General features: G+C 64.9%; 21 protein-coding genes. 14 read left to right on the forward strand and 7 right to left on the reverse strand.

Annotation, left to right across the window (positions count from 1 at the left end):
- On the forward strand, positions 1-771 hold the full coding sequence (locus G5B40_RS01610) for a type III pantothenate kinase (RefSeq protein WP_165094210.1): 771 nt from the start codon (positions 1-3) through the stop codon (positions 769-771).
- Positions 772-2,448, forward strand: a complete 1,677-nt coding sequence (locus G5B40_RS01615; protein ID WP_165094213.1) for a ribonuclease J — start codon at positions 772-774, stop codon at positions 2,446-2,448. It abuts the gene before it with no gap.
- A gap of 147 nt (positions 2,449-2,595) precedes the next feature.
- Here G5B40_RS01615 and G5B40_RS01620 read toward each other — a convergent pair whose 3' ends face one another.
- Positions 2,596-4,161: a DEAD/DEAH box helicase gene (locus tag G5B40_RS01620; RefSeq protein ID WP_165094216.1), complete on the reverse strand. Its 1,566-nt coding sequence runs from the start codon at positions 4,159-4,161 to the stop codon at positions 2,596-2,598.
- Between the two features lie 165 nt (positions 4,162-4,326).
- Between G5B40_RS01620 and G5B40_RS01625 the strand changes: the two genes are divergently transcribed.
- Entirely contained in the window at positions 4,327-5,091 is a 765-nt protein-coding gene (locus G5B40_RS01625; RefSeq protein WP_165094219.1) for a delta-class carbonic anhydrase, read from the forward strand.
- Positions 5,092-5,161: 70 nt separating this feature from the next.
- Here the strand turns inward: G5B40_RS01625 and nusB are convergent, their stop codons facing one another.
- The 3 genes from nusB to ribB are packed head-to-tail and all read right to left on the reverse strand — an operon-like array spanning position 5,162 to position 7,311.
- Entirely contained in the window at positions 5,162-5,662 is a 501-nt protein-coding gene (gene nusB / locus G5B40_RS01630) for a transcription antitermination factor NusB (RefSeq protein WP_165094222.1), read from the reverse strand.
- Complete coding sequence (locus G5B40_RS01635) at positions 5,663-6,190, reverse strand: 6,7-dimethyl-8-ribityllumazine synthase (RefSeq protein WP_165094225.1); 528 nt, start codon at positions 6,188-6,190, stop codon at positions 5,663-5,665. It lies immediately after the preceding gene.
- Between the two features lie 2 nt (positions 6,191-6,192).
- The gene (gene ribB / locus G5B40_RS01640) at positions 6,193-7,311 is read right to left on the reverse strand and encodes a 3,4-dihydroxy-2-butanone-4-phosphate synthase (RefSeq protein ID WP_165094227.1); all 1,119 of its coding nucleotides are present in this window, start codon (positions 7,309-7,311) and stop codon (positions 6,193-6,195) included.
- A gap of 142 nt (positions 7,312-7,453) precedes the next feature.
- On the opposite strand from ribB, the gene ligA reads away from it, so the two are divergent.
- The 3 genes from ligA to G5B40_RS21345 all read left to right on the forward strand — a co-directional run bounded on the left by ligA (position 7,454) and on the right by G5B40_RS21345 (position 12,089).
- Complete coding sequence (ligA, locus tag G5B40_RS01645) at positions 7,454-9,745, forward strand: NAD-dependent DNA ligase LigA (RefSeq protein WP_165094230.1); 2,292 nt, start codon at positions 7,454-7,456, stop codon at positions 9,743-9,745.
- Between the two features lies 1 nt (position 9,746).
- Positions 9,747-11,858 carry an ATP-dependent DNA helicase RecG gene (gene recG / locus G5B40_RS01650; protein ID WP_165094232.1) on the forward strand — a complete coding sequence of 704 codons (2,112 nt, stop codon included), beginning with the start codon at positions 9,747-9,749 and terminating at the stop codon, positions 11,856-11,858.
- Positions 11,859-11,960: 102 nt separating this feature from the next.
- On the forward strand, positions 11,961-12,089 hold the full coding sequence (locus G5B40_RS21345; protein WP_281350545.1) for a hypothetical protein: 129 nt from the start codon (positions 11,961-11,963) through the stop codon (positions 12,087-12,089).
- A gap of 183 nt (positions 12,090-12,272) precedes the next feature.
- Here G5B40_RS21345 and G5B40_RS01655 read toward each other — a convergent pair whose 3' ends face one another.
- Both G5B40_RS01655 and mepA read right to left on the reverse strand, forming a co-directional pair.
- The gene (locus G5B40_RS01655) at positions 12,273-13,199 is read right to left on the reverse strand and encodes an esterase-like activity of phytase family protein (protein WP_165094235.1); all 927 of its coding nucleotides are present in this window, start codon (positions 13,197-13,199) and stop codon (positions 12,273-12,275) included.
- A complete protein-coding gene (gene mepA / locus G5B40_RS01660; RefSeq protein WP_165094238.1) occupies positions 13,196-14,056 on the reverse strand; it encodes a penicillin-insensitive murein endopeptidase in 861 nt (286 codons plus the stop codon). Before mepA ends, G5B40_RS01655 begins: the two co-directional genes overlap by 4 nt.
- A gap of 266 nt (positions 14,057-14,322) precedes the next feature.
- Here mepA and G5B40_RS01665 point away from each other — a divergent pair, with 266 nt between their 5' ends.
- The 8 genes from G5B40_RS01665 (at position 14,323) to G5B40_RS01700 (ending at position 25,589) form a co-directional block, all read left to right on the forward strand.
- Positions 14,323-15,726: an O-antigen ligase family protein gene (locus tag G5B40_RS01665; protein ID WP_165094240.1), complete on the forward strand. Its 1,404-nt coding sequence runs from the start codon at positions 14,323-14,325 to the stop codon at positions 15,724-15,726.
- Positions 15,727-15,826: 100 nt separating this feature from the next.
- Complete coding sequence (locus tag G5B40_RS01670; protein ID WP_165094243.1) at positions 15,827-16,777, forward strand: NAD(P)H-dependent flavin oxidoreductase; 951 nt, start codon at positions 15,827-15,829, stop codon at positions 16,775-16,777.
- Entirely contained in the window at positions 16,774-16,938 is a 165-nt protein-coding gene (locus G5B40_RS01675) for a hypothetical protein (protein ID WP_165094246.1), read from the forward strand. The genes G5B40_RS01670 and G5B40_RS01675 overlap by 4 nt, the downstream gene beginning before the upstream one ends.
- The gene (locus G5B40_RS01680; protein WP_165094249.1) at positions 16,939-17,910 is read left to right on the forward strand and encodes a serine hydrolase domain-containing protein; all 972 of its coding nucleotides are present in this window, start codon (positions 16,939-16,941) and stop codon (positions 17,908-17,910) included.
- 43 nt (positions 17,911-17,953) lie between these two features.
- The gene (gene rnr, locus G5B40_RS01685; RefSeq protein ID WP_165094251.1) at positions 17,954-20,188 is read left to right on the forward strand and encodes a ribonuclease R; all 2,235 of its coding nucleotides are present in this window, start codon (positions 17,954-17,956) and stop codon (positions 20,186-20,188) included.
- Positions 20,189-20,273: 85 nt separating this feature from the next.
- Positions 20,274-20,834 (forward strand): ImuA family protein, encoded by a 561-nt coding sequence (locus G5B40_RS01690; RefSeq protein ID WP_165094254.1) that lies wholly within the window; start codon positions 20,274-20,276, stop codon positions 20,832-20,834.
- On the forward strand, positions 20,788-22,278 hold the full coding sequence (locus G5B40_RS01695; protein WP_165094257.1) for a Y-family DNA polymerase: 1,491 nt from the start codon (positions 20,788-20,790) through the stop codon (positions 22,276-22,278). The genes G5B40_RS01690 and G5B40_RS01695 overlap by 47 nt, the downstream gene beginning before the upstream one ends.
- Entirely contained in the window at positions 22,275-25,589 is a 3,315-nt protein-coding gene (locus G5B40_RS01700) for an error-prone DNA polymerase (protein ID WP_179961572.1), read from the forward strand. The genes G5B40_RS01695 and G5B40_RS01700 overlap by 4 nt, the downstream gene beginning before the upstream one ends.
- Here G5B40_RS01700 and G5B40_RS01705 read toward each other — a convergent pair.
- The gene (locus G5B40_RS01705; protein WP_165094262.1) at positions 25,583-25,726 is read right to left on the reverse strand and encodes a hypothetical protein; all 144 of its coding nucleotides are present in this window, start codon (positions 25,724-25,726) and stop codon (positions 25,583-25,585) included. The genes G5B40_RS01700 and G5B40_RS01705 overlap by 7 nt on opposite strands.
- Positions 25,727-25,764 lie beyond the last annotated feature (38 nt).

Genomic DNA, 25,764 nt, shown 5'->3' on the forward strand with positions numbered 1-25,764 from the left:
ATGCTTCTCGCAATCGACGCCGGGAACACCAATACCGTCTTCGCGGTGTTCGATGGGGACCGCCTGCTTACCGCCATGCGATGCTCGACATACGGGCCGCGCACGTCAGACGAGTATTTCGTCTGGCTCAACAGGCTGATGGACCATCATGGCGTGCCGCTGGAGGCGATCACGGATGCGATCATCGCAACAGTCGTGCCGCAGACGCTTTTTAATCTGAAGCGCCTCTGCCGCGAGTTCTTCAAGTGTGAGCCGCTTGTCGTGGGTGAGCCGAACTGCGCGCTCGGCGTGAAGATCAAGGTCAAACGCGAGCGCGAGGTCGGCGCCGACCGACTGGTCAACACCGTCGGCGCATTCGACGCGTATGGGCCCAACCTGATCATCGTGGATTTCGGCACCGCGACGACATTCGACGTAGTGGATTTCGAGGGCGCCTATGCCGGTGGGCTGATCGTTCCGGGTGTGAATCTGTCTCTCAAGGCCCTACATGAGGCGGCGGCGAAGCTGCCGAATGTCGATATAGCGAAACCGCAGCAGGTGGTGGGGACCGATACCGAGAGCTGTATGCAATCGGGCGTCTACTGGGGCTATGTCAGCCTCATCGAAGGCGTGTGCAAACGGGTGTCTGAAGAAATTGGCGTACCGATGACGGTGATCGCGACGGGCGGTCTTTCCCCCTTGATGGCTGAGGGAACGCTGGCGATTGATCATGTGGACGGGGACCTGACTATGCGGGGGCTCGTCAAAATCTATAAGGAAAACAGACCCTAAATGATTGATAATGCGAATCTCGTCTATGTCGCTCTTGGCGGCGCGGGCGAAATCGGAATGAACATGTACCTCTATGGTCATGGTCCGGTGAAAGACCGGCGCTGGATCATGGTGGATTGCGGCGTATCTTTTGGAGACATGGACACGTCGCCGGGCGTCGATCTGGTTATGCCGGATATCAGATTCGTCGAGGAGATCGGAGACCGGCTCGAGGCGGTATTCATCACCCATGCGCACGAGGACCATATCGGCGCGCTCGGTCGGCTCTGGCCGAAAATTCGCGCACCCTTCGTCGCCGCGCCACTTTTCACCGCCGAGATCGCGCGGAGGAAGCTCTCTGAGGTCGGGCGCTCGCCGCAGGTGGTGAAGACCGCGAAATGGGACACGCCGATCGAGGCGGGGCCTTTCCGGGTCTCCTTCCTGCCGGTCACCCATTCGATTCCTGACCCGGCGATGCTGCTCATAGAGACCCCGGCGGGCCGGCTGGTTCACACCGGCGACTTTAAGATCGACCCCGACCCGGTGATCGGCCGGCCGACCGACATGGCGCGTCTGCGCGAGATCGGCGACGAAGGCCTGCTGGCGCTGATGTGCGATTCAACGAACATCTTCGAGGATGGTGAGGCCGGTGGCGAGCAGCCGCTCCGCCCGCATCTGAAGCGTCTGATCAAGAGCGCGAAGGGGGCCGTCGCCGCGACGACATTCGCCTCCAATGTCGCGCGCCTCAAGACGCTGGCGGAAGTCGCAACCGAGTGCGGGCGCTCCGTCGTCGTCGCCGGTCGCGCGATGCAAAGGATGATCGAGACCGCGGTCGAAACCGGCGCGTTGAAAGGCTTTCCGCCGATCGTCGGCGATGACAGGGCTCGCGATATTCCGGCCGAGAATCTCTTCTACCTGATTACGGGAAGCCAAGGCGAAGGCCGCGCCGCGCTCGCCCGCATCGCCACGGGCAGCCATCCAACCGTGAAGCTGAAAAGCGGTGATCTCGTCCTCTTTTCCTCGAAAACCATTCCGGGGAACGAGAAGGAGGTCTATCGGCTTTACAATCTGCTTTCCGAACAGGGAATCGACGTGGTCGACGATGACATGGAGCCGATCCATGTCTCCGGCCACGGTCAGCGCGAAGATATCCAGCAGATCTATCGGGCGCTTCGTCCGCAGGTCGCCGCTCCGATTCATGGAGAGCATCGCCACCTGGTGGAGCACGCGATGCTGGCGAAAGGATGGGGCGCCGCCTCCATCGTCGCGCCGAACGGGACCATCGTTGGCCTGGATCTCAATCAGCCGCAGGTGGTCGGACATGTGGAGACCGGACGCGTCTATCTCGATGGCGAGATGCTGGTCGGCGCGCTGGACGGGGTGATCCGCGCGCGCTTGAAACTGGCACGCCAGGGCCATGTCGCGGTCAGCCTCGTGATTGATGAAGCTGGCGAGCTTTTCGCCGACCCGCGGGTCAGGACAGAAGGCCTGCCGGTCAAGGGGCGCAATGGCGAAGAAATCGCCGCTCTGATCGGCGATCGCGTCGATGCGGCGATCGGCGGCGCGTCAAAGCGTGAGTTGCGCTCCGACGACCGCATCGCCGAACTCGCGGAGCGCGTCGCGCGGAAAGCGGCGATGGAGGCGTGGGGCAAGAAGCCGGTCGCGAGCGTCCTGGTGACGCGGCTTGAAGCAGAATAGACCAGATAAAATGGGCGGGCGCGGAATGCGCCTGATCACGCACTGCTCCGCCGCCGGCGGCTCACCCCGTGAGCGCTTCTGGCGATTGGCGCGGCCCTACACGTCAATCGCTCTGTCGCCGCTGAAGGCGCGCCGGCCCGCTGCGGCTTACGCCGCAGCCTCGTCGTTGTTGGTCTTATCGCTCGACTTGGTTCGCGTCGATTTCAGTTTCGGCAGCGGGATCGACATGAAGGCGGGCATATGGTCGCCAAGCCCCTTCACCGGCGCGCCATCGCCATTGTTGCGCTGAGCGGCGTTGCTATTGCGCAGACCGCCGCCTGACTCTCGCCGCCGCTGGTTCTGTTTCGGCGCCGCCTGTTCGGCCTGCTGTTCGCGCTTCGGTTCATTTTTCTGCGCGGCTGGCGGCTGTTCCGTCGCAGGCGCCGCTGCAGATTCGGCTTCGACGCTGCGGGCCTCTTCGGTTTCGGAACCGTTTCGCCGTGACTCGTCGCGCCGTGGCCGTCGTGCGCGCCGGTTGTTCTCACCGCGTGGTTCGGGGCGCGGTTTGCGCCCTACGCGAACGGCGTCCGCTGGCGGGGGCGTCCGATCGATCTTCGTCTCAATCAGCTCTTCGATCTTGTCGAGATATTTCGTTTCATGCGGCAGACAGAGCGTCAGCGCGTCGCCGGCGCGCCCCGCACGGCCCGTCCTCCCGATACGGTGGACGTAGTCCTCGGAGTGGATCGGAACGTCGAAATTGAAGACATGGGAGACGATGGGAATGTCGAGCCCGCGCGCCGCCACATCCGACGCGACGAGAATCCTCAACTCGTTGGCGCGGAAAGCGTCCAGCGTCCGCATTCGCACCTTCTGGTCGAGATCGCCATGGATGGGCGCAGCGTTGTAGCCGTGCTTCGAGAGGCTCTTCGCGACGATGTCGACATTCGACTTACGATTGCAAAATACGATGGCGTTGGTCAGCTTCTCGCCTTCGGCGTCGATCAACGCGCGAAGAAGATCGCGTTTTTCGCTATCCGCCGCCTCTTTGGACGAGGCTTTCCACTCGATGACGCGCTGAGAGATATTTTCGCCCGTCGTCGCCTGCCGCGCCACCTCAATCCGCACCGGATTATGTAGGAACTCCTGAGTCAATCGCGTGATTTCCGGCGGCATCGTGGCGGAGAAGAAAAGGGTCTGCCGCGTGAAGGGCGTGAGTTTGAAGATGCGTTCGATATCGGGAATGAAGCCCATGTCGAGCATCCGGTCGGCCTCATCCACCACCATGATCTCGATCCCGGTGAGCATCAGTTTGCCCCGTTCGAAATGGTCGAGAAGCCGACCCGGCGTCGCGATCAGAACGTCGACGCCGCGGTCGATCAGCTTGTCCTGATCCTTGAAGCTGACGCCGCCGATCAGCAGCGCCATGGTGAGTTTGTGATACTTGCCGTAGATCTCGAAATTCTCGGCCACCTGCGCCGCCAGTTCACGCGTCGGGCAGAGAACGAGGCTGCGCGGCATACGCGCCCGCGCCCGACCCTGCGCCAGGATCGTGATCATCGGCAGCGTGAAGGCGGCGGTCTTGCCGGTGCCGGTTTGGGCGATGCCGAGCACGTCCTTCGCCATCAGCGCATGCGGGATCGCCTGCTCCTGGATCGGCGTTGGCGTGTCGTAGCCGGCCTCAAGGATAGCCTGATAGACTTTCGGATCGAGATTAAGTTCTGAGAAGGAAGTCATAGGACCCTTTCGCGTTGTTTGGCGGTCTGATGGCCGCCTGTTCAACGCGGCCCTGAGCGTCCATATTGACGCTCTTCCTTATGTGCGTTGCAAAATAGACAGACGTGTCCGAAAGTCAATCGGAGCGTAGGCGGCGCGCTGTCGCGGACAAATCGGAGATTGGCGATGCGAATACTGAGGTCATCCGCAGTCTTTTTTGTTTTGATTTGTATGGGATTCGCCGCCGAGACGCAGGAGATCTGCGAAGGATTCGGGCCGCAATCGCCGCGCGACATCTCGACGAAGGCGGGGCAGAATACGAAAGCCTTCGCTCTCGCGCCGTCGGCCGCCAGCCTCAACCTCTGCAATATCCATACGCACACACAGGCCGAGCATCGCGGACCCGGATTCGCGTATGCCTCGGGTGCGGGCGGATTTCGCTGTAATGGATCGGACGCGCTGACTGCGGCGGAGCGCGCGCCGCTCAAGGGCGCCTATAAGGGTGCGGCCCCGGGCGACACGGTTGAGGTGCATTGGGTCTACTCTTCATGTGACGTCATGCCGGGAGAGGGGCTCGCCGCCTGCGCGCCGCAGACCTGCGCCGAGCCGCAAATTCGCGTTGAGGCGCAGGTGTTCCTGCTGGTGAACGACCCTGAGGCCCTCGATTTCGGCGACTATGCCTACGCGGCCAACCGCGTGGGGCGGCCACAACCGAAAGCTTTGCCCGATGGCGGTGTTCCGGTGATCTATGCCGGCTCGACCACCGGGCCGGCCTATTCCGCGTCGATATGTTCGCCACTTCACGTGACCTGGAGCGTCAGGCCGGATTGCGTCAAGCTCGACATCGCCTCTCTTCATCGCTGGGCGGAGGCGAATGTCTTCAACGAGACCAAATCGCATGGCGTCCGAGCGCTGGTTACGGCCCCCGCGCTCCTCTCGCCGATCGAGTAACACGATACTTTGCTGTTGCGGCGCGTTGCGCTGGTTGCTCCAACGTGAACGGCGAGCGGGATGATCGGGGCTATTCCTGTTGCTTCGCGAACGCGTCCGGCCGCGTCTCCCGCGCCATCGCATCAAGAACGGCGTTGGCGAGACCCGGCTCCTTTCCCTCGGGGAAAAACGCGCGCGCAACGTCCACATATTCGGTGATTATCACCTTGGGCGGGGTTTTTCGCTCCTCGAGAAGTTCGGCGCCGGCGGCGCGGAAGAGGGCGCGGAGCGTGGCGTCGATACGGCCGAGCGGCCATTTCTCGACCAGAATGCGGTCGGTGGTCTGGTCGATCTCGATCTGTCGGGCGAGCGCGTGTTTCAGCAGCCGGCGGAAAAGTGCGATATCAGCGTCGTGGTACTGTGCGCCGTCGATCTCCATGCCGATGCGGTGCGCTTCGAACTGGTTGCGGACCGTGACCATGGGCTGGCCGGAAAGCTCCATCTGATAGAGCGCCTGCACCGCGGCGAGGCGCGCGGCGGAGCGCATTCGGCGGCGATCTTCACCCTTCGGGGCCTGAACCTCCCGCGACATTCAGACTCCTCCGATCACAGGGTCGCCGGCGAGGCGTATGTCGCCCTTTCCGGTCGCGGGGGCGGCGAAGCGCCGTTTGAGGGCGAGGAGATGCAGCGCCGCCTCGGCTGCGCCGCCGCCCTTGTTCATGCATGCCGGATCGGCCCTGACGACCGCCTGAGCGTGGGTTTCCACGGTGAGGATGCCGTTGCCGAGGCAGAGCCCGCGCTCGACGCCGAGCAGCGTGAGAGCGCGAGAGCTGTCATTGCAGACGGTCTCGTAATGTGTCGTCTCGCCCCGGATCACACAGCCGAGCGCGACAAATGCGGAAAAGCGCCGCTCCGCGAGCCGGATGGCGATGGGAATCTCCAGCGCGCCCGGAACCTCAGCCAGCTCGTGTTTCGCACCCGCGGCGTCCAGCGCCGCGCGGGCGCCGGCGATCAGCATGTCGGCGATGTCGCGATAGAAGGGCGCGGCGACGATCAGGATGCGCGGCGCGTCGTCAAAACGCGGTGGCGCGAGGGCGATGCGGTCTTCGGTCGACGCCATGTTCATTCCTTCCAATTCGGAATCGCTCTGACGCCGGTGATCGAGAGTCCGTATGCTTCGAGGCCCACGACCTCCGGTTTTGGCGAGTTTGTCAGGAGCGTCATCTCACCGACTCCAAGCGCGGCGAGAATCTGCGCGCCGACGCCATATTGCTTGAGCCGCTTCGGCGCGTCGTGCGGGGCGTTGTTCAGCCGCGCGGAGACGAGATTGGGCGACATGTCGCGCAGAAGGACGAGCGCGCCGCAACCCTCTTCGGCGATCGCCGCCATCGCGGAGGGCGCCTGGCGCCAGTGGCCGCCGGCAAGCGCGAGCACGTCTTCGAGGGGATCGAGCTGGTGCATCCGCACCAGAGTCGGCGCACCCGGCGTGATTTCGCCCTTCACCAGCGCGATATGCTCTGTTCCGTTCGCGGTGTCGCGAAAAACGCGGAGAGCCCATTGGCCGCCGATTTCGGATTCGATATGCGTCGACGCGACTTCGCGGACGAGGTTATCGTGCCGACGCCGCCAGGCGATCAGGTCGCTGATTGTGCCGATCTTGAGATTGTGGCGCTGCGCGAAGGCGACCAGGTCGGGCAGGCGCGCCATCGACCCGTCATCGTTCATGATCTCGCAGATGACGCCGGAAGGGTTGAGCCCGGCGATCCGCGCCACGTCGACCGCCGCTTCGGTATGACCGGCGCGGACGAGAACGCCGCCCGTCTTGGCGCGGAGCGGAAACACATGGCCAGGCGTGGCGATATCGGCGGGGCCGGAGGCCGAGTCGATGGCGACAGCAATGGTTCGCGCGCGGTCATGCGCGGAAATTCCGGTCGTCACGCCCTCGCGGGCCTCTATCGACACGGTGAAGGCGGTTTCGTGGCGCGACTGGTTCTGCGCGCTCATCAGGTTCAGGCCGAGCTTGTCCAGCCGTTCCGCCGTCATCGCGAGGCAGATCAATCCGCGCCCGTGCGTCGCCATGAAATTCACCGCGTCCGGCGTCGCCATCTGGCCGGGAATGACGAGATCGCCCTCATTCTCGCGGTCCTCGTGATCGACGAGGATGAACATGCGGCCGTTGCGCGCCTCCTCGATGATCTCCTCGGTCGGCGAGATCGCTTCGCTGTAGCTCTCTTCGGTCATGTCGCGTCCGGTCCTTGCGCTCCCGGCGCCAAATACCGCGCGACGCGGAGAAAGACCAGCGGCGAGCGCGACGTTCCGGCTTGACGGCCGGATCGTCGCAACCGACCTTCGACCGTGAACGAAGCGGCGCGCGGGCGGTGGAATGACGGCAAAACCGGTTGACGAGCTGACCGAGGCCGAAGCGGCCGCGGCGCTTGAGCGGCTCGCCGCCGAGATCGCCCGGTACGATCGCGCCTATCATCAGGACGACGCGCCGGAGATCGACGACGCCGCTTACGATGCGCTCCGCCTGCGCAACGCGGGGATCGAAGCGCGGTTCCCCCATCTCGTTCGCGATGACAGTCCCTCGAAACGGGTCGGCGCTCCGGTTTCCGAGGCCTTCGCCAAGGTCCGGCATGACCCGCCGATGCTGTCGCTGGGGAATATCGTCATGAAAGCCAAGAAGAAGGAGATTGATGAGTTTGTACGCGAAGCGAAAGCCAAGGTGGCTGAATTTGACGAATACGCGCGCAAATTCCTCGGGATCAGGCCGGAAGCCGAATTGATCTATACGGCCGAGCCGAAGATCGACGGGCTTTCATTGTCGCTTCGTTATGAGGACGGGCGGCTTGCGACGGCCGCGACGCGCGGCGACGGGCGGGAGGGTGAGAACGTCACCCGCAACGCGGCCACCATTGCTGACATCCCGAAACGGCTTGAAGGTGATGCGCCCGAGCTTCTGGAGGTGAGAGGCGAGGTCTATATGAGCCACGCCGATTTCGCCGCACTCAATGCGCGCGCGGCGGAGGCGGACGCTAAGGTCTTCGCCAACCCGCGCAACGCCGCCGCCGGCAGTCTTCGCCAGCTTGACCCGGCGATCACCGCCGCCCGCCCGCTCCGGTTCTTCGCCTATGCCTGGGGCGCGTGCTCCGAGCCGCTGGCGGAGACGCAGATGGACGCGGTTGAACGGCTCGGCGCGCTCGGTTTTCAGGTCAATCCCCTCATGGCGCGCTGCGAGTCCGTCGATGAGCTGATAAAGCATTACATGAAGATCGAGTCGCAACGTGCGATGCTCGGCTATGATATCGACGGTGTTGTCTACAAGGTCGACCGTCTCGACCTGCAGGAAAGATTGGGGTTCCGGTCCAGCAGCCCTCGCTGGGCGATCGCCCATAAGTTCCCCGCCGAAGAAGCGACCACGATCCTCGAGCGGATCGAAGTCCAGGTCGGGCGCACCGGAAAGCTTTCCCCGGTCGCGCGGCTCAGGCCGGTCACTGTCGGCGGCGTTGTCGTCTCCAACGCTACGCTGCACAACGCCGACTACATCGCCGGGCGCGACGGCAAGGGCGAGGCGATCCGTGACGGCAAGGATCTGCGCGAGGGAGACACGGTTACGGTCTATCGCGCGGGCGACGTGATCCCGAAAGTGGTCGATGTGGACCTGTCCAGGCGGCCGAAGGACGCCAGGCCCTACGAGATGCCGACGGAATGCCCGGAATGCGGCTCACCTGTGATCCGCGAGGAAGGTGAGGCGGATCACCGCTGCACCGGCGGTCTGATCTGCCCGGCGCAGGCGGTTGAAAAGCTTAAGCATTTCGTTTCCCGCTCCGCTTTCGACATTGAGGGGCTGGGCGCGAAACAGATCGAGGCGTTCTATCAGGACGAAACGCTGCCGATCCGGGAGCCGGCGGATATCTTCACCCTGGAGACGCGGGATCGAAAAGGCCTGACACGACTCAGGAACCGCGATGGCTGGGGGGAAACTTCCGCTGGCAATCTTTTCCGCGCCATCGAGGAGCGAAGGACGATCCCGCTCGCTCGCCTGATCTTCGCGCTCGGGATCCGTCATGTCGGCGAAGTGGGCGCAGAGGATCTCGCGCGACATTACGGCGGTTGGGAGGCGATGGTGACTGCGCTGGACGAGGCGCGCCCGGCTGCGCTCGCGCACCGGGCGGCGGATGAGGCGGTGGAGCGGGAGCGCGCCGCCGCAAAGGCGGAGGGCCGGCGCGCCCGCGTCGCGGAGGCGCGCAAGGCGGCTATCGCAGCCTCCGGCGCGGATGCGGCGGCGCAGGCCGCCTGGGACGATCTCATCAACACCGGCGGCGTCGGCCCGGTGATGGCGCTGTCGCTCTCCGACGCTTTCGCGAACGAGAAGGAGCGGCGCGCCATCGAGGACCTTCTCGAACATCTCACGCCGACGGCGCCGGAGGCGCGGGCGAAAGAAAGCCCGGTCGCGGGCAAGACCGTGGTCTTCACCGGTACACTGGAGAGGATGACGCGGGCCGAGGCGAAGGCGCGGGCGGAATCGATGGGCGCGAAGGTCTCGGGCTCGGTTTCCGCAAAAACCGATCTCGTCGTCGCCGGGCCAGGCGCCGGCTCGAAGCGGAAGAAGGCGGAGGAACTTGGCGTCGACGTGATCGACGAGGACGGGTGGCTCGCCCTGATCGGGGCCTGAGATGGTGACGAAGCCTTCGCAGTCGCCGGGCCGACCGGAGGTTCTCTGGCCGCTCTTCGCCGAAATCGCCAGCCTGCCGGGAATTGGCGAGAAGACCGCGAAGCTCTACGCCAAGCTCGGTGCGACGCGGCCGCGCGACCTTCTCTTCACCGCGCCGACCGGGGTGATCGACCGGCGCATCCGTCCCTCCATCGCCGGCGCTGCGCTCGATGAAGTGGCGACAGTGGAGGTCGAGGTCGGCGCGCATCACCCGCCGAACGCAAAGGGCCGACCCTACCGCGTGATGGTGCGCGACGCGGGGGCGGAGTTCATCCTCACCTTCTTTCGCGCGCATGAAGACTGGTTGCGCCGGACTCTGCCGACCGGCCAGCGGCGCGTCGTCTCCGGCAAGGTGGAGATTTTCGACGGCGTCATGCAGATGACGCACCCCGATCATGTGTTGACCACGGCGGAGGCGGAGGCGTTGCCGCCGTTTGAGCCCGTCTACCCGCTCACTGCCGGTTTGGGGCAGCGCCAGGTGGCGAAGGCGGTCGCTGCGGCGCTCGCGCTGGCGCCGGCGCTTCCCGAATGGCTGGACCCGCCCCTGAAGGCGCGTGAGGGCTGGCCGGACTGGCGGGACGCGCTCGGCGTGCTTCATGCGCCGGACGGGCGAATGGCGCTCTCGCATTCTTCCCCGGCGCGCCGGCGGCTCGCCTATGACGAGGTGCTGGCGCACGCGCTGACTCTGGCGCTGGCCCGGGCGCGGATGCGGCGCGGGCGGGGGCGGGCGTCCAGCGGCGACCGCCGGCTCCGCGACCGGCTGCTGGCGGCGCTTCCCTATTCGCCGACCGGAGCGCAGTCGCGCGCCGCGGCCGAAATCGAGGCGGATATGGGGGCGTCGGACCGGATGCTCAGGCTCCTGCAGGGGGATGTCGGCGCCGGCAAGACGCTGGTCGCGATGCTCGCGCTGCTGACCGCGGTGGAGGCGGGCGGGCAGGGCGCGCTGATGGCGCCGACGGAGATCCTGGCGCGCCAGCATTTCGCGTCTCTCTCCCCGTTGGCGGAGGCGGCGGGCGTTCGGCTGGCGCTGTTGACCGGGCGGGACAAGGGTGGCGCGCGCGCGGCGAAGCTAACCGCCCTGACGGCCGGTGAGACGGATATTCTGATCGGCACTCACGCGCTTTTCCAGAAGGGCGTGGAATTCGCCGATCTGCGCCTCGTCGTCGTCGACGAGCAGCACCGGTTCGGCGTTCGCCAGCGGATCGAACTGACGCAGAAGGGCGCAGGGGTGGATGTCCTCTCGATGACCGCGACGCCGATCCCGCGCACTTTGGCGCTGGCGAGCCATGGCGACATGGATATCTCGGTGCTTGATGAGAAACCGCCGGGGCGCCAGCCCATTGAGACGCGGATGATCAACGCCGATCGACTTGACGATGTGGTCGCGCGGCTTCGCGCCGCGGTGGCGGCGGGGCGGCGGGCCTATTGGGTCTGTCCGCTGGTCGAGGAGAGCGCCGCGTCCGACATGGTCGCCGCGGAAGATCGCGCCGCCGCGCTGCGCATCGCGCTCGGCTCCGAGAACGTGGCGCTGGTTCATGGCCAGATGCCGCCGGCCGAGAAGGACTCGGCGATGGCCGCTTTCGCCTCGGGCGCGGTTCAGGTGCTGGTCGCGACAACGGTGATCGAGGTTGGGGTCGACGTGCCGGAGGCGACGATCATGGTGATCGAGCAGGCCGAGCGCTTCGGGCTCGCGCAGCTTCACCAGCTTCGCGGGCGGGTCGGCAGGGGTGGGGAGGCGTCGACCTGCCTCCTCCTCTATCGCGGTCCGCTTGGCGACGCCGCGCGCGCGCGCCTCTCGGTGCTTCGTGAAACAGAGGACGGGTTTCGCATCGCGGAGGAGGATCTGAAGCTCCGCGGCGCCGGAGATCTCCTTGGCACCGCCCAGTCCGGTCTGCCCGAGTTCCGAATCGCGGATCTGGAGGCCGACGGCGCGTTGATGCGCATCGCGCAATCTGATGCGCGCCTGGTGCTGGAGCGCGAGCCCCGTCTGGACGGCGCGCGCGGTGAAGCGCTGCGTGTTCTGCTTTATCTGCACGACCGCGATGCGACGATCCGTTACCTGGACGGCGCCTGACGGTCATTAATGTTCGAGTAATGTTCTTGACATTGGGGCGATAAAGAGAACAAATAGGGATCAGAACACGTATTATGCAACCTAAAGCAGAAAGATTCCATCATGAGCGCGGTAGGCAGACTGATCGAACTCGCAGCCGCCCGTCCGGGAGAGGCCCTTGCCGATGTGCTTGGTCTTGCGGCGATCTGCGTGATGGTTTTCGTTGGTTTCGCGGCGACCGCGTTCGCCTGAACGTCGGATCCCTTCCTTTCTGTCTGCGCGCTTATTCTCTCTGCGCGCTGACCCGTTCCTCGCGTTCTGTCCCGCGAAGGCCGGTGGTGGACGCCGATGTCGACTGGCGCCGCGGTTCGTACGCCGCGGCGCCTTTTTCTTTGGATCAGAGTGAGCGCGCCGTTTCGCGCCACGGTGACAGCGTCAACCGACGACTTCGAAAAGAGCGAGGATATTGCGTTGAATCGGCAGAAAATTGTCGTCGGAAGCGATAAACAGATAGGTCCGGTCGGCTTCGCGCCAGAGCGCTACGCTCTCGATGTTGTCGATATCCGTTTCCGCGCCGAAATCGAGCAGCGTCTCCTCTTCGAGCGGCGCCGCGCCGTCGCCCCAACGAAACCGTCGCAACCGAAAGCGAAATCCCCTGAAGACTGAGAACGCCCGTTCCGTCACATAGAGCCAGCCGTCAGGCCCAAAATCGGCGCCGGTTGGGCGATAGGAGCCGCGCCGCGGAATGGTCTTCGTCTTCCACCCTTCGCGTCCATCGATCCAGATCGTGAAGACGGCGCCGGAGTCGCCCTCTCCGATGGCCCAAAGCTGACCGTCGACGTCGCGGGCAAGGGCTTCGATCCCCCTGTTCTTGCTGAAATGCGCCCATTCGGGATGCTGGATCCGGGCCCGTGTAGGCCCGCCGGGCTGGTCAAACGCCAGGATCCTGTGCCGACCTTCATAAGAGACCCAGAGCCGGCCGGATTCGGGATCGCGCGCCAGACCCTCGGCGTCGCGGGCGCCGCCGGGAAGGGGGCTCCCCTCGGCGTCAAGCATCCGGGCGGCGATGATCGACTCTACGCCGACGAGCCGCCCATTCTCGATCTGGAGCGCGATACGAAACCAGTCTCCGGTGTCGGAGATCGCGATTGCGACGCCGGGCCCCTCCATAGCCAGGCCGGAGAGGCCGCCAAACCAGCGTTCTGGCGGGCTTATCGCCACGGCGCCGCGAAAGATCAGCGGGCCCCCCGCCGGCGTCGCAAGTTGCATCGACCGGCTTTTCGGCGCGGTCGGCGGTGTGAAGCCGTCCGCCAGCGCTGGCGCGGCGGCGAGAAGCGCCGCGACGACGAGAGGTTTGATCATTTGGCGTTAAGCACCGCGGCGCAGGCAGAGGGCAGATCGGCGAGCGTGAGTTCGCGTCGGGGCTTCGGTTTGGGAGCGTCGGGTGCGGGCTTCGGGTTCAACGCCTCGTCCGAGAACCACCAGGCGAGCGTCTCGTCGCATCCGTCGCCAGCTGGGGGCGGAGCCTGATCCGTGCAGGCCGGCGCGCCCTTAGGACAAGTAAGCCGGACATGAAAATGTTCGTCGTGCCCCCACCATGGCCGAATTTTTCTCAGCCAGAGCCGGTCGCCCCCCACGTCGCGGCAAAGCTGGTCCTTGATCGCGGCGTTGACGAATATCCGCGCCACGGCGTCATCTTCGGCCGCCGCTTGCAGCAACGCCGCATGGCGCGGGGTCCATGCGTCGTTGACGCTGCGCCGGTCTGCTCTGACGACGGAGAAGGAGCCAAGCTTGCTCCGCTCCGCGCGCGTCAATTCGCGCGCGTAACCGGGCCGCATCCATATGTCGACATCGAGCCCGATCTGGTGCGAAGCGTGCCCTGAAAGCATCGGCCCGCCGCGCGGTTGGCTGAGATCGCCGACAAGGACGCCGTCCCAGCCGATGCTTTGCGCCGCCGCGCCGAGGCGGGCCACGAAAGCGACCAGTTCAGGATGGCCCCAGTTGCGGTTGCGCTCCAGCCTCATAGCTTGCCAACCAGGCCCGGTAGTGGGGAGCATGACGCCGCCTGCGAGACACCCATTGGCGTAGGAGCCGACGGGCGCCGCCGCCATCGAAGTCGCGGGCGCGGCGCGCGCGCCGAACAGCCGTTTCGCGGGTTCCGCCGAAGCCAGACTCGTAAGGGTCGCGAGGGCGGCGAAACCGATCGCCAGTGTTTTCATGCTGCACCAACTCCCGGTGATACTCCGCCCGTCAGCTTAGCGATTGCCGGCCCGGCTGAACATACGTCCGCGGACATAGAATTCGCGCCGTGATCAAGGCGTGATCGTCCTCAATCAACCCTCCCGGAACAATCGAAACATGGACCCAGCGCGGGATCTGATTTATCACGCAGACGCGGACGGTTACGGTCCGATTGTCTGCGTAGCCGAGAGTGTCGTCGACAAATACGATCCGGTCACGCCTGCAGATATGTTACGGAAGTGTCATGAACGTCTCCGGAGTGCGACCGATTGAAAAGAAGCGTCTAGCGCCATTGGCCGTTGTACTGTTGGTTTCGTTTGTAATCCCAGCTAATTTCCAGATCGGAACGCTGTATCTGACGCCGTCGCGGATTGTAATTTTGTGTGTTTTTCCATTCCTATTTATCAAATTATTTTCGGGAGCATATGGAAGGATAATTATTAACGATATACTGTTGCTGGTTTTCATTTTGTGGATGTTGACGGCGATGCTTATCAACAATCCGGATCTTGCGATTGTTTTTGTGGGGCTTCAGACGCTGTCAATATATGGCGGATATATGGTTGCACGCGCGACGATCCGAAGCGCGGACGATTTTCGAGCATTCGTCAGGTTTTTCGGGGTCATTGTTATATTCTTTCTTCCCTTCGCATTTTATGAATCCATAACGTCGCAGTTCATTATTCCGAAAATAATATCCGCCATTCCGGGGATATCCAGCATTTCGGATGTTAACTATGAAAGGCGACTGGGGCTTGATCGCGCCCAGGTTGTATTTTCACATCCAATTCATTTCGGGTTCTACTGCTCAATGCTCGTTGGCCTTTATTATGTCTGTCTTTCGGGCGTGACGACCAATGCAAAGCGCTTAGTTGTGGTTATGGTTTGTCTTACGAATTGTGTGCTTTCCGTTTCGAGTGGACCTTTGCTTTCCGCCCTCATCCAAATCGGTTTGATTGCATACGGGAAGATTACCTACAGCATCGAGAAGCAATGGAAGCTGCTTATGGGCGGCTTGGCGGCGCTTTATATTGCTCTCGAAATCTATTCGACCTATCCGGCTCTCTATGAAATCTCCAAACGCTTGGCGCTTAATTCCGCGACAGCGCAGAACCGCTACCTGATCTTTGAATATGGCTCAATTCAGGTCGGAAAGACGCCCTGGTTCGGGGTCGGCCTAAATGATTGGGAGAGGCCATTCTGGATGAAGGAGAGCATAGACAACCAATGGATGCTGGTCGCTGTTCAATTTGGGCTTCCCGCGTTTATTCTGTTGTTGTGCGTTTTTCTCAACAGCTTGATCCGCGCCGGCGGCGGCAAGTTCAAGAGGGGGTCCGATCTCTATAATATCCGGTTGGGGTGGAATATCGTGCTGATCAGCATCATGCTGACGCTTGCGACCGTCGCCCTGTTCGGTGAAGTGATTTCGATGACGTTTTTTGTTCTCGGGGCGGGCGCGTTCCTTTTCTACGCGCGCGAGGACGATGCGGTGACGAGCGCGCCCGTCGCAAACCCGCCAAAGCGTAGGGTGATCCTGGGCGATGGCGACTTCGAAGATGAAGACGACGGCGCCTCGCAAAGCGGGTCCTCGACCGCCGCTGCGCGCGGCGGGCCGTCCCTGACGGGTGGACGGACGCTACTCCGGTGACGTTCATGGTGCGCGCGCGTCGCTTCCCTTCGGGAAGGTGTTGACAGTGTCGATCCGTTCCTAGCGTTCTGACCACCAAATTCTCAACGAAGGAGAACTCATGTCGTTGCCCCCGATTTTCGGCTCTCTTCGCCTGCCCGTCGTCGGCGCGCCGATGTTCATCATTTCCAATCCGAAACTGGTGATTGCGCAGTGCAAGGCTGGAATAGTCGGCGCGATGCCGGCGCTGAATGCACGGCCGGCCGAGTTGCTGGAGGTCTGGCTGAAGGAGATCACGGAGGAACTGGACAGGCATAACCAGGCGAACCCCGACAATCCCGCGGCGCCCTATGCCATCAATCAGATCGTTCATCGCTCCAATGATCGACTGATGCGCGATATCGATATCTGCATGAAATATCGTGTGCCGATCACGATCACCTCGCTCGGCGCGCGCGAGGAGGTGAACGAGGCGATGCATTCGGTCGGCGGCGTCACCCTTCACGACGTGATCAACGACAAGTTCGCGCGCAAGGCGGTCGAGAAGGGCGCCGACGGGCTGATCGCGGTGGCCTGGGGCGCGGGCGGGCACGCGGGCACGCTTTCGCCCTTCGCGCTGGTGCAGTCGATCCGGTCATGGTTCGATGGGCCGCTTCTTCTCTCCGGTTCGATCGCGACGGGCGGCGCGGTGCTGGCGACGCAGGCGATGGGCGCCGACCTCGCCTATATCGGTTCGCCATTCATCGCGACGACGGAGGCGCGGGCGCCGGACGAGCAGAAGCAGGCGGTCGTCGACGCGAACGGCGAGGACATCGTCTACACGAATCTCTTCACCGGCGTTCACGGGAACTACCTGCGGCGCAGCATCGAGAATGCGGGACTCGACCCTGACGATCTGCCCGCCTCCGACCCCTCGAAGATGAGCTTCGGCTCGGGCAGGACCAAGGCGTGGAAGGACATCTGGGGCTGCGGGCAGGGGGTCGGCGCGATCGACCGTGTGCAGGACGCCGCCGAACTGATCGGGCGGATCGCGGCGGAGTACGATGCCGCGAAGGCGCGTCTGGCGGCGTGACCCTGTTCGACAGCGGCCGCCTCGCCCTGATAGACGCGCGGCTCGAAAGCCGGGTCGCGGCCGGCGATTACGAGCGGCTCGAATGGGCGTTCGGCGATGCGTCCGGCGTCGTGCATCGCGGCGCGACCGAGGCGGCGGCGTCGCTCTATCGTATCTATTAGATGGCCAAGCCGATCGTTTCGGTTATCGCGCTTCAACTGGTCGAGGAGGGGCGGCTACAGCTTTTCCATCCGGTCACGCGCTACCTGCCGGCGTTCGAGGCGCCGCTGGCGTTCACCCAGACCGGGCCGAGGCGCGCTGGCCGACGGATGCTGGTATATCATCTGATGACGCATACCGCAGAGCTTTCCTATGGTTTCATGGGCGACGCCACCGGCGCGATGATGAACGCGGCGAGGGTCCACGCCGATGCTTCCGTGACGCTTGGCGAGGAAGCGAAGAGAATCGCCAGGATTCCGCTTCAGTTCGAGCCGGGGTCGCGCTTTCTCTATTCGGTTGCGACCGATGTCCTCGGCGCGCTGATCGAGGAGGTCGAGGGCGCGCCGCTCGGTGAGATCGTCGCGAAGCGGGTGACGGGGCCGCTTGGGATGAACGAGACCTCCTTCTGCCCCGGCGCGGCGGCGGAAGGACGGGTCGCGCCGCTGGTGGGCGGGGTGGATGGCGGGCTGCTATCCTCGAAGGAGTTCGCCACGACATATCCGCATGACATGCCGGGATTCGCGCGCGGTGGGCACGGGCTGTTCTCCACGCTCGAGGACTCCGCGCGCTTCGCCGGCGCGCTGTTGCTGGACGCGCGGGGTGGGGGCGCGCCGCGCTTGTTGTCGCAGGCGACGCTGGCGCATGCCACGCGGAACCATTGCGCCGGCGTGATGCCGATAGGGATCGAATTGCCGCCGAACTCGGTCAATTCCGGTCCTTGGGGGCAGGGATTCGGGCTTGGCTTCGCAGTGAGCCAGCCGGGCGGGCCGCTGGTGAGCCGGCCGGAGGCCTTCGGCTGGTCCGGCGCGGCGGAGACCTGGTTCACGGTCGATCCAGCTTCCGATCTCTTTGTGGTTCTGATGGCGCAGAATTTCAACTGGCCGGGCGCGTCCTTCGATCTCCAGAACATGGCCTACGCCGCGCTGACGGAGTGAGGGCCGCTGGACGCGGCCCGGTCACTCCTCCATATCATCGCGGATGAAAGATATTCCCACCAAGAACGAAATTCTCGACTGGGTTCGCGATAATCCGGGGCGAGCTTCGAAACGCGACATCGCCCGGGCGTTCAATATCAAGGGCGCGGGGCGGATCGAGCTGAAGCGTATGATCCGCGAGATGCGCGACGAAGGCGTATTGAAAAAGGGCGGGCGCAAGACCTTCCGTGGCGACGGGGCCCTGCCGCCGGTGGGCATGCTTTCGGTGATCGGGACGGGCGATGGCGGCGATCTTTTCGCCAAGCCTGAGTCGTGGGAGGATGAGACCCCGCCGCCGCGCATCATCGTCGTGGAGAAGAAGGGCGATCCGGCGCTGACGAGAGGCGACCGGCTGCTGGCGCGGCTCATCGCGAGCCAGACGGAGGATGGTCTCTACGAGGCCCGGATGATCCGCAAGATCGCCGGGGGCGCCCGACGGGCTCTCGGCATTTATCGCGCCGAGGACGGGGAGGGGCGCCTCGTTCCCATCGATCGCAAGCAGGATGAAATGATCCTGGTTGACTCGGACGACGCCCGCGATGGCGAACTAGTGGAGGTGGAGACGCTGCCCGGCCCGCGTTTCGGTCTGCGGCGCGCGAAGGTGGTGGAGCGGCTGGGCGACCCCGGAGCGGCGCGCAGCGTCTCGCTTATCGCGGTTCACGCGCATGGAATTCCGACCGAGTTTCCCGAAGCGGCGCTTCGCGAAGCGGAGGCGGCGAAGCCGGTGAGGGGGCTGAAGGGGCGTGAGGATCTCCGCCATCTGCCGCTCATCACCATCGACCCCGCCGATGCGCGCGACCATGACGATGCGGTCTGCGCGGAGCCGGACCCGGACCGTGAGGACGGCTGGGTCGTCTGGGTCGCCATCGCCGATGTCGCGCATTACGTCCGGCCCGGCTCGGCGCTGGATCGAGAGGCGAGAAAGCGCGGCAACTCGACTTATTTCCCGGACCGGGTCGTGCCGATGCTTCCCGATTCCCTGTCTGGCGACCTCTGTTCGCTCCACGAGGGCGCTGACCGGCCTTGCATCGCGGCGCGGATGGTCCTCGGCCCGGACGGCGGGATGCGGGGGCATTCCTTTCATCGCGGACTGATGCGCTCTCCTGCCGCGCTGACCTATGAGCGGGTGCAGGCGGCGATGGACGGCGCGCCGGATGAGGGGATCGCGCCGCTGGTCGAGTCGGTGCTGAAACCGCTCTACGGCGCGTTCAAAGCCGCCTGGCTGGCGCGCGAGCGCAGGGCGCCGCTGCATCTCGAGCTTCCCGAGCGCCGGATCGAGCTGTCGGAAACGGGCGAGGTCACCGCGGTCCGGGTTCGCGAGCGGCTGGCGGCGCACAAGCTGATCGAGGAGTTCATGATCCTCGCCAATGTCGCCGCCGCCGAGACGCTGGAGAAGAAGCGTCGGCCCTTCCTCTATCGCGCGCATGAGGAGCCGAACCCGTTGAAGTTGGACGCGCTTCGCACGCTCGCGGAGGAGGCGGGGTACCGGCTGGCGAAAGGGCAGGTGCTTCAGACGCGGCATCTGAACGCGCTTCTCGACGCCGCCGCCGGCACTCCCGATGCCGAATTGATCAATCTCTCGGTTCTCAGATCGCAGACGCAGGCCTATTACGCGCCGGAAAATTTCGGTCATTTCGGGCTTTCGCTGAGATCTTATGCGCATTTCACCTCGCCGATCCGGCGTTACGCCGACCTGATCGTCCACCGGGCTCTGATCGCGGCGCATGGCTGGGGTGATGACGGCCAGACGATGGAGGAGGCGGCGGATCTCGGAGGGATCGCCGAGCATATTTCGATGACCGAGCGCCGTTCGATGGACGCCGAGCGCGACACGGTGGACCGCTATCTTTCCGCCTATCTCGCGGATCGCATAGGGGCGGAGTTCGACGGCCGCGTCTCCGGCGTCGCCCGGTTCGGACTGTTCGTGAAGCTGGACGAGAGCGGCGCCGACGGGCTGGTGCCGATCTCCTCTCTTGGCGCGGAGTATTTCCGGTATGACGAAGCGCGGGCGGCGCTCGTCGGCGAGAAGACCGGCAAGACGATCACCATGGGGGCCCGCGCCCGGGTCAGGCTGGCGGAGGCCGCGCCGCTGACCGGCGGGCTGCTTTTCGAATTGCTGGACGCCGAGGGTTTCGGCAAGCCGGCCCGCGCCGCATCGCGCGGCGGGGCGCCGAAACGACGGCTCGGCCAGGCCAGGGCGAAGCGCGCCAAGCTCGCCAAGAAGACACGGCGCCGCTGAGCCGTCGCCCGTTCGCCACGCTTGCCGGCTCAGCGTTCTTCTTTCATTCTTGTTCTTCCCTGCGACGAGATGTGAGTGAACGGATTTGCAGACGCCTGATCTTTTCCAAGGCTGTTTTCCGCTTCGGGCGGGACGCGCGCATGAGATTTGCGGGGCGGGCGCCCGCGGGTTTGCGGCGATTCTCGGCGGAATGCGCGAAGGGTGCGTCCTCTGGCTTGTCGAGGACCGGCGGCGCGAGCGGGTGAATCCGCTGGGGCTCGCCCGTTTCTGTGATCCCCGCACGGTGCTTCTGGCCGGGGCGGGCGGCCATATCGAGATGCTGGCGATGGCCGAGGAGGCCTTGCGCTCGGGCGCGGTCGGGACTGTGGTGGCGGAGACGCGCGCGCCGCTGGATCTAACGGCGGGCCGGCGGTTGCAACTGGCGGCGGAGGCGGGCGGGGCGCTGGGGATGTTCCTGATCGCCGAGGGCATGGGCAGCAACGCCGCCGAGACGCGCTGGCTTTGCGAGCCGCAGTTCGACCCCGACGACTCGACATGCTGGCGCTGGCGTCTTAGAAAGAACAAATCAGGAACATTAGGATCTTGGACGGTTCGCTGGGATGAGCAGGCGCATCGCATCGCTATGGTTTCCGCGACTGGCGAGTGAACGGCGTCTGCGAGACCGGCCAACGACCGGCCCATTCGCGATCGTCTGGAAAGAAGGCAACGCAGAGCGGGTCTATTGCCCGAACCCGGCGGCCGAAGCGGAGGGTCTATACCGGGGGCAGGGGGTCGCCGACGCCCGCGCGCTCTGTCCCGATCTCTGCGTCGAAGAGGTCGATCCGGTGGCGGATCGCCGGTTTCTGCTGAATCTCGCCCGTTGGGCCGGGCGCTACTGTCCCTGGGTGGGTCTGGAGGGCGATGACGGGCTGGTGATGGACATTTCCGGCTCGACCCATCTTTTTGGCGGCGAAACGGCGCTGGCGGATGATATGCGCGCCGCGCTGACGAAAGCCGGACTCAGCGTCCGGATCGGGCTCGCCGATACGCGCGGCGCCGCGTGGGCGCTGGCGCGGTTCGCCGAAGGGCGCGCGGCGCCGGGAGAGGCGGCGTTGCGTCTCGCAGAGCTTCCCGTCGCGGCTCTGCGGCTGGATCAGAAGACCTGCGCAAGCCTGAACCGGGTGGGGGTGAGGACCATCGACGCCCTTGCGGACCTGCCGCGCCCCACGGTGACGCGCCGTTTCGGCGCCGGTCCACTCCTCCGGCTCGATCAGGCTCTGGGCCGGCAGCCGGAAGAAGTCTCGCCACTCCCCGAGCCGAAGGTCTTCCAGGTCCGCCTGACGCTGCCGGAGCCGATCGGCCTTAGCCGCGACGTCATGGCGGCGCTGGAGAGAATGCTGGAGCGGCTTTGCAGCCAACTCGAGGCGCGGGAGAAGGGCGCGCGCGTCCTTCATCTCACCCTGCGGCGGGTCGATCGGGCGAGCAGCCGGATCGAATTGCGCCTGGCGCGCGCCATGCGCGATGCGGGGCGGATTCTGGCCCTCTACGAGAAGCATGTCGAAAAGATCGATGCGGGGTTCGGGATCGACCAGCTCCGTCTTGAGGCTGTTCAGGTCGATAATGCGCCCGCCGCCCAAATCAGCCAGTGCGGCGCGCCAGAAGACGCCCGGATCGCCGGGGCGGATGACGGGCTGGCCGACCTGATCACCCGCCTCGGCGCTCGTGTCGGGCTGGAGAAGATCATCCGTTTCCTGCCCGCCGAAAGCCATATTCCCGAGCGCGGATTCATCACCGCCTGCGCCGCCTATAGCGAACCCGCCGCGACCTGGCCGGCGTTTTCGCCGCCCCGGCCGTTGGTGATGTTCCCGCCGGAACCCATCGGGGCGAAGGGGAGCGCGCCGCCGAAGCGTTTTCGCTGGCGTGCGATGACGCTGACCACCGCGCGGGCGACCGGACCGGAACGGATCGCCCCGGAATGGTGGCTGGACGATCCGGCCTGGCGCTCGGGCCTGCGCGATTACTGGCGGGTGGAGACGCGGGAGGGCCGACGGCTCTGGCTGTTTCATACACCGCAGAACCCCGCCTGGTTCGCGCAGGGGGAATTCGCGTGAGCTACGCCGAACTTTGCGTCACCTCGAATTTCACCTTTCTCACCGGCGCCTCGCATCCGGAGGAGCTGGTGATGCGCGCCGCCGAACTGGGGCTGGAGGCGATCGCGATCACCGATCATAATTCGCTGGCGGGCGTGGTGCGGGCCTATTCCGCGCTGAAGGAGTTGGCGCGCGGGGCCGGGGGCGGACTCAGAATCCGGTCGCAGACCCGGATCGACCCCAGCAGCCGGCAGGACAGAGGCGGGGGTGACGGGCTCACGCGGCCCGAAGCGCCGCGCCTGCCGCGCCTGATCGTGGGCGCAAGGTTGGTTCTGCGAGACGGCGGCGTCGACTGGATCGTCCTGCCGACCGACCGGGCGGCCTACGCCCGGCTGACGCGCCTCCTGACCCTTGGCAAGCGGCGGGCGGAGAAGGGCCGGTGCGATCTCGACAGCGCCGACATGCTGGAGGGCTGCGTCGGGATGATCCTGATCGCCCTGCCGCGCAAGGGGCTGCGCGGCGTTCGCGGGCCTGTCCGGGCGATGGCCGAGCGCTTTCCGGGGAACGTCTTTCTTGGCGCCGCGCCGCGCTATGACGGCCGCGATCAGGCGCGCTTCGACGCCTGCGCCCGGCTGGCCGCCGACGTGGCGGCGCCGATGGTCACGCTTGGCGATGTCCTGATGCATCACGCCCGGCGCCGGCGCCTGGCGGATGTGCTGACCTGCATGCGCGAACATCTCACGATCGACGGGATTGGCGTTCGGGCGTTGGCGAACGCCGAGCGCCGCCTCAAGACGCCGGGGGAGATGGCCAAGCTCTTTCGCAACCATCCCGCTGCAATCCGCCGCACGGTCGAGATCGCGGGTCGCTGCGGATTCAGCCTGGACGAGCTCTCCTATGAATATCCGGACGAGATCGTCGGAAGCGAGACGCCGCAGGCCCGGCTCGCCCGCCTGACTGAGGAAGGGTTGCGCCACCGCTATCCGCAGGGTGTTTCTGAACGTATCCGCGCCCTGGTCCGCAAGGAGCTCGCAATTGTCGAGAAGCTGGGCTTCGCCGCCTATTTCCTGACGGTCCACGACATCGTCGTCCATGCGCGCGGCCTTGGTATCCTCTGCCAGGGGCGGGGATCGGCGGCGAATTCGATCATTTGCTACGCGCTCGGCATCACCGAAGTCGGCCCCGAGACCATAGCCATGGTCTTTGAGCGTTTCATGTCCGAACAGCGCGGCGAACCGCCCGATATCGACGTCGATTTCGAACATGAGCGCCGGGAGGAGGTCATCCAGCATATCTATGAGCATTACGGTCGAGCGCGCGCCGGGCTCTGCGCCACGGTGATCCATTTCCGTTCCCGCGCCGCGATCCGCGAAGTCGGCAAGGTCATGGGACTGAGCCAGGATATCGTCGCCGCGCTCTCTGGCCGCACCTGGGGCTGGTCCGACGAAGGCGTCGACGAGGCGCAGATCCGCGAGGTCGGCCTCGACCCTTCCGACCGGCGCCTCGTCCAGACGCTTGAGATGATCCGGGAGATCATCGGCTTTCCCCGGCATCTCTCGCAGCATGTAGGCGGTTTCGTGATCACCAGGGGGCGGCTGGACGAGCTCTGCCCGATCGAGAACGCCGCGATGGAGGACCGCACGGTCATCGAATGGGACAAGGACGATATCGACGCGCTCGGCATTCTGAAGATCGACGTGCTGTCGCTGGGGATGCTGACCTGCATCCGCAAATGCTTCGACCTGATCGCCGAACATGACGGCGAGCGTCTTTCCATCGCCGCCATTCCGCAGGATGACGAGGCGACCTATGACATGCTCTGCGAGGCGGATGCGATCGGCGTCTTTCAGGTGGAGAGCCGGGCGCAGATGAATTTCCTGCCCCGCATGCGACCGCGCGAATTCTATGATCTGGTGATCGAGGTCGCCATCGTCCGCCCCGGCCCGATTCAGGGCGGCATGGTGCAACCTTATATCAAGCGACGGCGGAAGAAGGAAAAGGTCTCATTTCCGTCTCGGGAGCTTGAAGACGTTCTCGGCAAGACTCTCGGCGTGCCGCTCTTTCAGGAACAGGCGATGCAGATCGCCGTGGTCGCCGCCGGCTTCACGCCGGAGGAGGCCGACCGCTTGCGCCGTTCCCTCGCCACCTTTCGGCGCATGGGAACGATCGGGGAGTTCAGGGACCGGTTCGTCGCCGGTATGCTGGAGCGCGGTTACAAGCCGGATTTCGCGGCGCGCTGTTTCTCGCAGATCGAGGGTTTCGCCGATTACGGCTTTCCTGAAAGTCACGCCGCCAGCTTCGCGATGCTCGCCTATGTCTCCGCTTGGCTGAAGCATCATCACCCCGCCGCTTTCGCCTGCGCGCTCCTCAATGCGCAGCCGATGGGGTTTTACGCTCCGGCGCAGATCGTGCGGGATGTCCGCGAGCATCGGATCGAGGTACGCCCGATCTGCGTCAACGCCAGCCAGTGGGACAACACGCTGGAGCGTCGGACCGACGGCGCGCTCGCGCTGCGGCTCGGCTTTCGACAGATCAAGGGATTTCGGAAGGAGGACGCGGACTGGATCGTAGCGGCGCGGGGTAACGGATATCCGGATCCGGAAAGCCTCTGGCTCAGGGCCGGGACGGCGCCGGCGGCTCTCGAAAAACTGGCGGACGCCGACGCTTTCGCCCGTCTCGGCCTGTCGCGCCGGAAAGCGCTCTGGCGGGTCAAGGCGATCCGCGGCGCGCGGCCGCTGCTGCTCTTCGACGACAGGATCGACGGCGAGGGCGTTCGCGAGCCCGATGTCGCGCTGCCGGCCATGCGTCTCGGGGAAGAGGTGATCGAGGATTATCTCTCGATGCGCCTCAGCCTCAGGGCGCACCCGATGGAACTGTTGCGCCCCGCCTTGCCCGGTCTCACCCCGCATGCCGAATTGCAGGAGGCTTCGCGGCGGGATGTCGCCGTCTGCGGGCTCGTCATCACCCGCCAGCGGCCGGGAACGGCCTCGGGGGTGATTTTCATCACACTGGAGGACGAGACAGGAATCAGCAATGTCGTAGTCTGGCCGAAGGTTTATGAACAGTTTCGCCGGGCGATTATCGCCGGGCGATTGCTGCGCGTGGCCGGGCGGCTGGAGCGCGAGGGGATCGTCGTCCATCTGATCGCGAGAACGGTCGAGGACCTTTCCGATCGACTTTCCCGGCTGGGAGAGGCGATGAACGGGACGCCGGAGGCGAAGCGCGGGCGCCCTGACCCAACCCTCCGAGCTTCGATGGGCTCTCGAGCTTCTCCGGCGCGCCATCCGCGCGAACAATCCAGAAAGTTGTTTCCGAGTCGGGACTTTCACTGACGAGGTTCGACCATGCCCTGAATCGGCCCGGACCAGGGAATCTTGGCGTCGCGCAATTCAGCCTGCGTCGAGGCCGCCACGCGAACCGGTCGCGCCGTGAGAGAACTTTCATCTCTATGTCGCGTCAGGTCATTCATTCAAATGGCTCCATTCTGGAAATAATACACCAAAATAA

Origin of the sequence: Pikeienuella piscinae, from assembly GCF_011044155.1 — a bacterium.
Lineage (GTDB): Bacteria > Pseudomonadota > Alphaproteobacteria > Rhodobacterales > Rhodobacteraceae > Pikeienuella > Pikeienuella piscinae.